We start from the raw sequence: 11477 nt of genomic DNA, 5'->3' as shown, positions 1-11477 counted from the left end.
GGCTCCTTAATATCTGGATGCGATTAAATGGCGCGCCCTCTAGTGCTTGCCATTTAAGCGTCAGGTGATCACGCAGTCTGGTGTGGTTTAGCTGTCGGGTTGCGTGGGATCGCGCTGTTGCAGATTTAGCGCATCGACGCGGTGCCAGTTGAGCTGGCTGGCGCTGGCGCCAATCTGCCAGCGATGCAACGCATCAGCCATTAACTGGGCATTGAGGTTGTCATCACGGGTTTGCGCTTCGCTGGCTTTTACCAGCACATCGCCGTGAAAACGCCAGGCAAGATGTTCGGCATCCCAGGGCAGTAATAACCAACTCTGTGCATTCACGCCGCTGGCGAGGATCAAACGCTGATTGTTGGCTGCCACCACCTGTGCATCCTGGGCACCCACGGGCAGGTCGATCAGCGGATAGCCTTGCAGGAACCAGAGTGCCGTGGCGGCGTCACCTTGATGCAAGGTACCGGCGCCACTGATCCAGCCGTCCTTGTCACACAGCGGATGCGCATCAAAGGTAAAGCGCGCATCGCCCGACGCAGGCCAGTAAGTGCGCATCTGGCACCGATCATTCACACGAAAACGCTGCCACGGGGTGGTGTCGGCCTGCGCGACCACGACGGGCGGTTTTGGCGGGATCCGCCAGTTCTCTTTCGCCGTGACATCGCCTTCGCGCAGCGCTTTGCCGCTGCTGTCGATCAGCGTCCAGTGCAGCGTGTCGAGGCTGCGGCACTGACGTTTCAGCAACTGGCCGACCTGCGGCACAAAGGTTTCCAGGGCATCCGGTTTTAACTCGCCTTGCGGTTCGAAATGCAGGGCCACGCTGTCGTCACACCAGCTTTTGACGCGCCCATCCACCACGTTATCCAGCCAGGCACTGAGACGCAGCGTGGGTGACCAAACGATGCGCACGCTTTTGGCCTCGCTCGCTACAGGCAACAGCAGCAGCGATAGCAATACTGCGGAAGCAGTTTTCATCGCCTTCTCCTCAGTCGCGCTGCGACAACAAAATTCGCTGCGCATCGCCCAGCGAACTCAGCAGCGTGGATTCTTGTGGATCGCCCATCCATACCGCCATGGCGCTAAAGTTGTCACCGTTGTCCTCTGGCTTCATACGCTGCAACAGGGCCAGCCACTCCTGGGGATGGCTCACCATGCGCAAGGTTTGCTCCAGATCACTGACCTCCATCTCGTGCCAGAAGCCGTCGGTGCAGAGCAAAAAGACATCGCCATCTTCCAGCGCCAGTACGTCGCTGTAGCTGGCTTCACGCTCCTCTTTCATGCCCAGCGCGTAATAGAGCAAATTCTGATTAATCGCCTCGCTGGGATAACCCGCATCCTGCATGCGCTGCGCCAGACTGTGATCGCGCGTCATTTCCAGTAGATAACCGCGTCGAAAGTGGTACAGGCGGCTGTCTCCGGCATGCGCCCAGTAGGCGAGCTGGTAATCACGATCGATAAACAAACTCACCAGCGTTGTGCCCATGTTTTTTAACGCATCGTGGCTGTGCTGCTGTTGTTTAATCGCCTGGTTCGCGGAGGCGATATAGCCACGGATACGCTGTGCATCCAGATGGTTGTCACCGTCAAACTGGGTGATGATGGTGTCGCACGCCAGACGAGCGGCGGTGTCACCGCCGTTTTCGCCCGCTATGCCGTCGCACATCACGAAGCAGGCAGCGCGAGCGCCCAGTGCATTCGCCAGTCGGTCCTGATTGGTGCTGCGTTTGCCCTGATGGCTGATGGACGCGAACGTTATATTCATCATTTATCCGTTTTTTGCGTTTGCAGGTCTTTGTAATGATTCACTTCGACGTCGTAAGCGTGCAGGAAGGCTTCGCCAAACAAGGTATGAAAATCGTCATCAATTTCACTGGCGATGGTTTGATAACGTTTCACAAACGCATCCCAACGCGCAGCCTTACGCGAGGCGGAGAACAGATGGCGGCTACTCTCTTCCTGCTGCAAATTGTCAGGATTAAAGGATTGCAGCATGGCGGTGATAATGGCGCGGATACCGGCAATCATGCCGAGCTGGTGCGCCTGTAAGTCGACCAGCGCATCGCGTACCGCTTTTTCGGGTTCCATAAAACCGGGCATCTGGCTGCTAAACATCTGCACCAGCACGCTTTTACCCGAAGGCAGCAGCTTAAACGGGTTATTCGCCTGTTCGAGGATCATGGTCATTTCGGCATTCACGCCACGTTTAAGCATGGTGCGCGATGACAGCAGCGCGACGGTGCCTTGCGAAAACAGACTCAGCAACTGACCTAGCAGGTGCATCTGCTCTTTGTCGAGATGGGGCTGGCTATCGAGGTCGGCGAGATCGGCCCCTTCAAGAAACGCCTGTAAAAGTTCTGACTCCACGCCTGGCGTGTTTGCAGCACGTCGTTGCGCGGCGGTTTTGTAACTCACCGGGTCAATCCCCATACGGCCGCTGGCACGGCGTGCATTGGAGTGCTCAGGGTTGGCCTGCTGCACGCGAGGTGTTGGCGTCGGTGTGGGTTCAGATAGCCGTATTTCTGACAATGGCGATGCCGGTGAGGGCGCTGCTTGTGACGATAACGATGACGAAGAGGATGAGGGTAATGATGATGGTGCTGGTACGGGTGTTAACGGCGCCGATGTCGGCACCGCAGCGGCGGATGACGTGTGCTGTGCAGCAAGCGCTGACGCGGCTTCTGGTTGAAACAGGTCAGGCGGCGTTAAGGGTTGCGCCTGGCCGTTCAGCAGACCAAAAGGATCGCTGTCATCAGGTTGCGCGCTGCCGCTGCTGCCAAACAGCGCCAGCGGATCGAGTTCGGTTTGCGGCTGCGGGTGCGCCATTCGCGGCTGATCGCGCAGCGTAGTGGGCGTTGCATCCTGCAAAATGGTGGGCTGCTGGAACAGGTCGCTGCCGGTAAACAGACGAGCCGGGTCGTTTTCGCGAACGCCAAGCTCGGTCAGGTCCGTATGCTGTGATTCCTGACTTAAAGGATCAATCGGATTGAGCGCTTTAGCCGCAGGTTGGGTCAGCGGATGCTGCGCATCGGGCGCGGCAGGGGCCACTTTGGGCGTGGCAAAATCACGCGATAAACTGTCCCAGATCTCACCGGGCACGTTCGCATCAGGGCTGTGCGGTACGGTTTTCGCCTGAGCCGAGGAGGGCATTGAGACGCGCGGTGCCGGCATTTGCCCATCAATCTCACTGACTTCCAGCGTGTAGTCGCCAATGCCGAGCAGATCGCCGCTTTGTAATTCCACCTGACGACCGTGCTCCAGCGGAATGCCGTTGAAATCGACGTTGATCACGTTACCGCGATTGGTGATGCGGCATTCGCCTTCGGCAGAGGTGTGGACCAGCAGTTGCAGTCGCGAAATGGTGCGACTGTCGTCGGGCAGGATAAAGTTGTTGTCTTCACTGCGGCCAATGGTGCCGCCTGGCGGGTAGAAATCAACGCTGGTCAGCGGAGGCTGTACGCCGTTTTTACTCTCAACAAGGGTGAATCGCATAGGCATTACCTGCAAAAAGTGCATGCGAGGGCGCCCGAGAGGACGCCCCAACAAACCGATCGGAATCGATTAAGACGCGGTGTTGGTTTTGATATTCCAGCCGAAAGTGGTATCCGCACCCGCTGAACCGTCTTCCGATTGCTGGGTGTAGATATCTTCGACCTGTGCCGCCTGGAACGAATACTCGATCCCGACAGTGTCATCATCACGAGAACCGGTGAACTGCACACTGGTCACCAGCACTTCGGTCAGGTTGATTTTGTTGTAAATAATCTGTGAGCCACCGGCTTTAGTGACGTGGAACTCCAGCGTTGGGATGTGCTTACCGTTGGAGCAGTACAACATCAGCGTTGGTGTGGCTTTGTCGATACGAGCATGCACGTGCAGGTCCTGATAATTGACTTTACCGGCACCGCCGCCGCCGCCCACGCTCATGTTATTCGGCTGATTCGCCCCCCAGTTGAAAGAAAGAATGTCGATCCAGCCGGTGTGAGCTGAGTCTTTAGATTCGCCTTCCACGCCTTCCGGCTTCAGATACATTGCGATGGTCATGCTGATAACACTCCTTAGTAATGAACAAGCAAAAAATGGGCGAAAATCTGCGCCCAGAGGGTTTTATCCTTGCTGCTGTTTCAGCGAAGGGAGTTTCGACACCAGACGGAGAGAAACCGTCAGGCCTTCAAGCTGGTAGTGCGGACGCAGGAAGAACTTCGCGGCGTAATAACCGGGGTTGTCTTCTTGCTCCTCAACGGTGACGCGCGCATCGGCCAGCGGCTTGCGGGCTTTGGTTTCCTGCGTGGAGTTGACCGGATCGCCATCGACGTAGCGGATGATCCAGGCGTTGAGCCAGCGCTCCATATCGGCGCGCTCCTGGAACGAGCCGATCTTGTCGCGCACGATGCATTTCAGGTAGTGGGCGAAGCGGCAGCAAGCGAACAGATAGGGCAGACGGGCCGCGAGTTGGGCATTGGCGGCGGCATCGGCATCATAGTAATCCTCTGGTTTTTGTAGAGACTGCGCGCCGATAAAGGCGGCAAAGTCAGAGTTCTTACGGTGCACCAGTGGGATAAAGCCGTTTTTCGCCAGTTCAGCTTCACGACGATCGCTGATGGCGATTTCGGTAGGGCATTTCATGTCCACGCCGCCGTCATCGGTCGGGAACACGTGGCACGGCAGATTTTCCACCGAACCACCGGATTCCACGCCGCGAATCGACGTGCTCCAGCCAAACTGTTTGAAGGAGCGGTTGATGTTGGCCGCCATGGCGTAAGCGGCGTTGGCCCAGGTGTAATTTTTATGGGTGGCGCCTTCAGTATCTTCGGTGAAATCAAAGCTATCGACCGGGTTCGTGCGGACACCGTAGGGCAAACGTGCGAGGAAGCGCGGCATCACCAGACCCAGATAGCGGGTGTCTTCACTCTCGCGCAGCGTGCGCCATGCCGCGTATTCGGTGTTTGTGAAGATTTTGGTGAGATCGCGCGGGTTAGCCAGCTCCTGCCAGGACTCCATCTGCAGTGCGCTGGGGGCCGCGCCAGTGATCACCGGACAGTGCGCAGCGGCACCGATTTTCGCCAGTTCGCCCAGCAGCTCAACATCCGGCGGGCTGTGGTCAAAGTAGTAATCGCCGACCAGGCAGCCGTAGGGCTCGCCACCAAACTGGCCATACTCTTCTTCGTAGATTTTCTTGAACAGCGGGCTCTGATCCCAGCCCACGCCTTTGTAGCGTTTCAGCGTGCGGCTCAGCTCTTTTTTGCTGATGTTCATCACGCGGATTTTCAGCATCTCGTCGGTTTCGGTGTTGTTCACCAGATAGTGCAGGCCGCGCCAGGCGCCTTCGAGCTGCTGAAAACTCTCGTGATGCATGATGGCGTTAACCTGCTGCGACAGTTTGGCGTCAATTTCAGCGATCAGCGCCTGAATCGTGCGGTAAGCATCGTCTGATACCGGCAGGGTGTTTTCCAGTGCCTGCGCGGCAAGTGTTTGCACCGCCTGTGAAATGGCGTCACGCGCCTGATCGTTGTTCGGGCGAAACTCTTTATTCAGCAGTGCGCTGAAGTCGCTCTGCGTGACGGTTTCCGTCTGCAGGCGTGCGGTTTGCGAGGCAGCATTACTCATCGTGTTTCTCCGTTTCGCTTTCATCGTTCGAGGCGGTCGCCGGTTTAGGGGCAGCGGCCAGCGTTTTCAGTAAGGTCGGGTTTTTCAGCACTTCGGCAATCAGCGCTTCAGCTCCGTTTTTGCCATCCATATAGGAGAGCAGATTGGAGAGTTGTGTACGGGCTTCCAGCAGCTCATTGAGGGGATCGACACGGCGCACAATCGCATCGGGCAGAAAATCTTCCATGCTGTTGAAGGTGAGATCGACACCGACCTTGCCTTCGCCGGTCAGGGTGTTCTCCACGTGATACGCAAGATGGGGCTTTAGCGCTTTCATGCGCTCATCGAAGTTATCGATATCCACTTCGAGGAACTTACGCTCGGCGATCTCCGGCTGATCTTCTGTGGGTTGCCCCACCAGATCGGCCATGACGCCCATCACGAAAGGCAGTTGCACCTTGCGTTCAGAGCCATAAATCTCCACGTCATACTCAATCTGCACGCGTGGCGCACGGTTACGCGAGATGAACTTCTGTCCACTGCGGGCGCGTTTAATGGTGGGGAAGTTAGCCATAGTGTTCTCCATGAGTGATGTGCCTGAGGTCAGGCGTTTATTCGCCCGCACGGCCAAACAGGCCCTGCAGTTGGGTGACGGCGTCGGGCGCCAGGTCACGAATAATGTCGAGGAAATCGAGTTGAATCAGACGCTGCACGCGTTCGAGCATGATCGGCGCCGGATGGCTCGGTTCGTGTTGCTGAAAGTAGAGGCGGATTTTTTCCAGCATCAGCTCAGCATCAGCGCGAGACTCGATCTGAACCTGCTGCCAGCTCAGCGGCGGTGAGCCAACGGAAGAGAGCGATGGCAGCGGCGTTGCCACCGTCTCTGTGATAGCCGGTTCTGCTGCGTCAATGGGGGACACTTGTGTGGGCAGAAGGGGCAACAGCAACCCCAGTGCCTTTTCTGTCGTCGCCAGATCGGGCCTGTCCGCCGCCTCCAGATGCTGTTCCAGCGACTGGCGCAGCAGTGTGAATTGCTGACACAGCGTGCGGATGGCCTCTGCGTTGGCGAAGTCAGGGTGTTGCATGGCTTCACGTAAGCGCGCAAGTCCGCCGGGGAAATCCGCTATTTCGCTCTTGCTGCCGTCGAGCAGAGCGATGGCATCGCGCAGCGTAAGTTCACCGGTGGCACTTTTCAGCAACCAGCTGTTGCGCATTGCCCGGCATAAGCCCGATCGCGAACCGAGGGCGGCCAGTGCGCTAACGCGCATCAGCAGATCCGGCTCGCCGTCAAACTCCAGTGCAGGATGCAGTGTGGGCCAGTAGCGTGCGATGGCTTCACTGAGCAACGTCATCCCGGCCGCACAGCCCGATAACCCCTGAGTGTGCGTCCTGGCTTCAGTGAGAATCAGCAGCAAGCGGATATCACGCGTGCGGTTCAACAGCTGTTCGGCCTGCTGTGCCACCAATTGCCAGTCGGGTGGCTCGGCCGGAATGATGGTGTTGCCAAACTGCTGTTCCGTTTTGCCACTGCGCGCCTGTTCCAGTGCCATAAATGCGGCATCGTATTCGAGGTCATCGCCGCAGGGCGCATCGTCACGCAGCGGGGTAAGAAGGGCGTCGATATTCATCTATTCACCGTTAAGACGGGCCAAACAACGGCGGTTCGCCGCGGCTGGCATGGGGTGGATTGAACAAACGCAAGAACAGCTGAGTGGTGAAGTTGCCGCTGTGCGAATGGCTGTAAAAGGCGCTGCCGTCACTCTGGTTACTCCACCAGAAACTGCTGTACTGGGCGGGATCAAAGTAGTGCACCACCTGCGGCCAGTTGAGATTGCAGGGCGTATCCTGATAACCGATCACATCAAATACATCCGACTGCGGCGGCCGCGCTAGCTGTGGCGGCAGTGCGTTCAGCGCATTATCGAATTGATCACCGCTGTAGCGATTTTGCACCGCCAGCGTCAGGGTTTTGCCGAGCTGGTGATACCAGTCACCGGCGGTGTGCAACTGCATGGCGTGCCAGTCAACGGGGTCCACTAACTGCATCGCGCACAAGGGATATTGCCGACCTACGCGATCGCGCGTCGGCAAGAGACACCCCATCTGGATCATCGGCACACCCAGGGTCGCGGGAATGATGAAATTCCACACCGGTGCACGCCCCCCGGCAGGCTGTTGCGCCAGACGCGGCAGGCTACTTTGAAACCATTGCGCCCAGCTATTCACCAGCCGTGTGGGCAGACGACGGCGCATGAAGTCACCGCTGCCCGGCAGTTTGCCGTACCAACCCAAGGGTGAAGTTTTGTTATTCATGGGCAGCTAAACCCCGGCAGTTGCAGCGGATTGCGCACGCTGTTTGGCGTGTAAGCCAATACCACCTGATGGCCACCCAACGAGAAGGTGGCGCGTTGGCTCTGGCCACTGGCCGGACTCAAACTGGCTTTGTCGAACAGGCGATTCAGCGCCCACGGGCCACTGGTGTTGAGCGTATTGGTGGTGCCGTCGGTCAGGCCTATCTGCATGCGTACCTGCTGGGTGTTGCCGCTGCCCGGCCAGTTCACCACCTGCGGCGTCTGCGGACCGTGGCTGTAGCGTAGGATCTGTCCATCCACATCCAGCGTCAGGTTCAGAATGCTGTTATCCATGCCGATGGGGGTGATCGTCAGGCGATAGGTCGGCGTGGTTGAACCGTTGGCAAACAGCGCTTCGCGGATCGCCTGTGCTTGCTGGAAGGGGCGCAGCAGGCTGGTGCCGCCGGGTAACGTTTTGCCATCGACGCCGGGGGCATAGCGCCAGTTGCTGTGGGTGGTATCCACTTTGCTGGCGAGATTGTCGCGGAAGAAGCTGTCCATCAGCCCGGTGCCGGGTGCGAACATGCGCGCCAGATCGTCGGGTGTGACATCGGTGCCCGACGTGCGATTGAACGGATAGCGCCCGGCAATGGCACTGCGGCAAAAGCTACCCACTTCCACCCCGACACGTTTCTGCATATTGCTCATATCGCGCTTTTGCGTGTCACTGCTGGCGCCCACGGCTAACTCCAGCAGCAGCGTGCGGAAGGGTTCAGGTTGACGCCCGGCATCGGCCTGCATGCGGGAGATAATGCTGCTGTCCGGCGGCGACATGCCGCTGTTGCTGGCGTCCTGCACGGCGGTGAGATAACTGTAAAGATCGTCGATGTCCTTCAGCTGTGCATCAAACGGGATGTTGCTCTGTTTAGGATCGCTGACCTGTGCTTGCTCAATGATGCTGGCGAAGTGCGCCATCACCCGCTGCTCCGGAGCCTCAATATTGCCGCTCTGTGCCGCCTTACGTGCACGGAACAGCGCCTGCAAGGTGGCCGTCGCGTTGTTATTGACGTAATGCGTGCTGCGTTCCAGCAGTGATGGCTGATCCTGTTTGGCTTTCTCATCCTCGGGCGGCGTCAGTGTCAGATTGCGGCTGAGATTGATGATCAGCTGGCGCAGTGGCGAGGTGCGTCCGGACAGCAAACGCGCCATATTGATGCGAGCGTCGAGGCTATTGATTGGCTGGAGCTGAATGTCTTGCAGCAGCGCATCCCATTGACGCATGTAGTCGTCGAGGTAAAGGCGGCGCACCGTCTCTTCCAGTGTGCTCTGCTCGTCGGCAGTTTCGCGGCGGGTGAGTACCCAACGATCTTCCTGCAGTAAACTGGCTGCCACGTTTTTAATGTTGCTGTTAAACGGTCCCCAGTATCCGGCGGGCGTGAAGAAGCCAGGAATGGCTTCGGTTAACGGTTTACCGCTTTTACGGCTGAACACCAGTTCGGTTTGGGCTCCGCTCAGATTGACCACGCTAACACCCGGCGTGATACGTGGCATCAGCAGGCGTTTGAGGCGTCCATAGACGCGCGTTGATAGCGGTGAACGGCTGATCATCTCGATCTGACGCACCACCAGTGGCTCATCGCGCTCAAACGGTGAAGCGTTGATTTTGTCGTCGAGCAGTTGACCCAGGTGATAATCCAGCGCCTTTAACTGCGCCTGTGGAGCATTAGCGCCCTGAGTGCGTTGTACGTTAAGCATCACCCAGGCGTGCAGGAATTTGCCATCATAGTGCTGCGGCAGATAGAGCATTTGATAGGCTTTCAGCGCTTCGTAGCTGTAATCGACATCGCTGCCGTTATCACTGCGCAGCCAGTCGGTGATATTGCGGGCAATCACTGGCAACAGCATCTGCTCCAGCGCTCGCTGATACAGTGAGTCGGAGGCGGTGGAGACTTCTTCGCCGCGATACAATCCAGCGCGCCAGCTGAGCGGCGGCTGTTGCAGGTCTGTGAGCTTGTCGCTGTTGGGCAGGCCCGCCAGGCTGTTGAGGAACGGCAGCTGCGAGAAGAGGTTCTCACCGTTGAGCGGCGACAGCGCCTTACTCTGCTTCTCAATATCCGGCACACGCTGCTGTACTTCCGCCAGGTAGCCTTTATTGTGGTGATAGCTGGTAAACCAGACAATCAACGCCAGCAACAGCAGCAATGCGAGGACGCCATAAGTGACTAAGTGCACCAGACGATTGCGCATCGCCCACCAGCGGTTAATCCCTGCCAGCCCGGCCTCTTTGAATACCACTTCGGTCAACATTTGGTGCAGGAAGAAACTCTGGCCGTGTCCCGGTTGCTGTGAGGCAGCATCTGCCGCGCGTAGCGCCGGTAAGCCGAGCGCACGACTCATCTGGCCCATCACGCGGTCAAAGGGTAACCCCTCCTGAGTACCGCTGGTAAAATAGACACCGCGAGGAATCAGCTTTGCGTCATAACCGGAGGTGGCAAACACCACGTCAAGGTAGTGTTTCAGCAAAGGTTTCAACGCCATGAACTCTTGTGGGAAGAGATACATCTCGGCGCGTTTCAGGCTGTCATGTTCATTGATCATCAGATCGGCCAAACCGGCATCGAGGCGCTGATGCAAACGATCAAACTGCGGTTCGAATGCCGATCCTGGGTCGAGCTGATCCTCGCTCCATGGCCAGGTAAAGCCCCAGATTTGATCGCGCTGCGCTTTGCTCATCGCGCCAAAACTGGCGGTAAAGCCTTTCAACAGATCGGTTTTGGTCACCAGCACGTAAACCGGGAAAGGGATCGCCAGCTGATCGCGCAGTTCCAGCAGGCGCTTGCGCAGGGCGCTGGCCTGTTGATGACGCACATCCTCGGACTCACTGAGCAAATCACCGACGCTGATGGTGATAATGGCGCCATTCACCGGCTGACGTGGGCGGTACTTCTTCAGCAATCCGATAAAACTGCGCCATTCGGAGGCATCCTGCTGGCGGTCGCTCTCCTGCGTGGTGTAACGCCCGGCGGTATCCAGCAGGATCGCTTCGTCGGTAAACCACCAGTCACAGTGGCGTGTGCCACCCACGCCGCGCAGTGCGGTCTTGCCGAACTGCGCCGCCAGCGGGAAGTGCAGCCCCGAGTTGACCAGCGCGGTGGTTTTACCGGCCCCCGGTGCGCCAATCAGCATGTACCAGGGCAGTTGATACAGATATTGTCGATTGAGCTTTTGCATCCAGCGTGGCCAGCGACGGCTTTCCGGGCGGTTGAATCGCGCCTGGCGCAGCAACTGAGTCGCCTCACTGAAACGCTCCGCCAGCGGATGCTCGGCCGACATTTCATCGGCAGGCGCACTTTCCACCGGCGCGATTTTTTGCACCAGACGGCGGTTTTGCCAGCGACGCCACAGGCGCGGCACCACGCGATAGCTGACCCACAACGTATACAGCACGGCGATAGCAATATAGCGATACAGCGCGGATTCCAGCGGGCGGTAGTCACCGATGGCGACCAGCGGGCCAACGGTCCAGATCAGCAAACAGAGTGCGGTGATGCCGAGGCCGCTCCACATCAGGCGGCTGGTGGCGATGGAAAACACAGTGCGAATCAT

The 11477-nt window shown here is 58.1% G+C and carries 9 protein-coding genes; all 9 read right to left on the bottom strand.

Features of this window, described 5'->3' with window-relative positions:
- Positions 1-87 precede the first annotated feature (87 nt).
- Positions 88-972: a hypothetical protein gene (locus ACCW76_RS00830; RefSeq protein ID WP_436337471.1), complete on the bottom strand. Its 885-nt coding sequence runs from the start codon at positions 970-972 to the stop codon at positions 88-90.
- A 10-nt stretch (positions 973-982) separates the two neighbouring features.
- Entirely contained in the window at positions 983-1759 is a 777-nt protein-coding gene (locus ACCW76_RS00825; RefSeq protein WP_436337676.1) for a PP2C family protein-serine/threonine phosphatase, read from the bottom strand.
- Positions 1759-3486, bottom strand: a complete 1728-nt coding sequence (gene tagH, locus ACCW76_RS00820) for a type VI secretion system-associated FHA domain protein TagH (RefSeq protein ID WP_436337470.1) — start codon at positions 3484-3486, stop codon at positions 1759-1761. The genes ACCW76_RS00825 and tagH overlap by 1 nt, the downstream gene beginning before the upstream one ends.
- 69 nt (positions 3487-3555) lie before the next feature.
- Positions 3556-4038 carry an Hcp family type VI secretion system effector gene (locus tag ACCW76_RS00815; RefSeq protein WP_436337469.1) on the bottom strand — a complete coding sequence of 161 codons (483 nt, stop codon included), beginning with the start codon at positions 4036-4038 and terminating at the stop codon, positions 3556-3558.
- A 63-nt stretch (positions 4039-4101) separates the two neighbouring features.
- Positions 4102-5601, bottom strand: coding sequence for a type VI secretion system contractile sheath large subunit (gene tssC / locus ACCW76_RS00810; protein ID WP_436337468.1), 1500 nt, complete (start codon positions 5599-5601; stop codon positions 4102-4104).
- Complete coding sequence (gene tssB / locus ACCW76_RS00805; RefSeq protein ID WP_436337467.1) at positions 5594-6166, bottom strand: type VI secretion system contractile sheath small subunit; 573 nt, start codon at positions 6164-6166, stop codon at positions 5594-5596. Before tssB ends, tssC begins: the two co-directional genes overlap by 8 nt.
- Positions 6167-6191: 25 nt before the next feature.
- The gene (gene tssA / locus ACCW76_RS00800; RefSeq protein WP_436337466.1) at positions 6192-7208 is read right to left on the bottom strand and encodes a type VI secretion system protein TssA; all 1017 of its coding nucleotides are present in this window, start codon (positions 7206-7208) and stop codon (positions 6192-6194) included.
- Between the two features lie 10 nt (positions 7209-7218).
- Positions 7219-7893 (bottom strand): type VI secretion system-associated protein TagF, encoded by a 675-nt coding sequence (tagF, locus tag ACCW76_RS00795; protein ID WP_436337465.1) that lies wholly within the window; start codon positions 7891-7893, stop codon positions 7219-7221.
- Positions 7890-11477 carry a type VI secretion system membrane subunit TssM gene (gene tssM / locus ACCW76_RS00790; RefSeq protein WP_436337464.1) on the bottom strand — a complete coding sequence of 1196 codons (3588 nt, stop codon included), beginning with the start codon at positions 11475-11477 and terminating at the stop codon, positions 7890-7892. Before tssM ends, tagF begins: the two co-directional genes overlap by 4 nt.

This window comes from Pantoea sp. C8B4 (assembly GCF_051336905.1).
Lineage (GTDB): Bacteria > Pseudomonadota > Gammaproteobacteria > Enterobacterales > Enterobacteriaceae > Pantoea > Pantoea rwandensis_B.
This window is presented reverse-complemented; position numbering and strand designations above follow the sequence as displayed.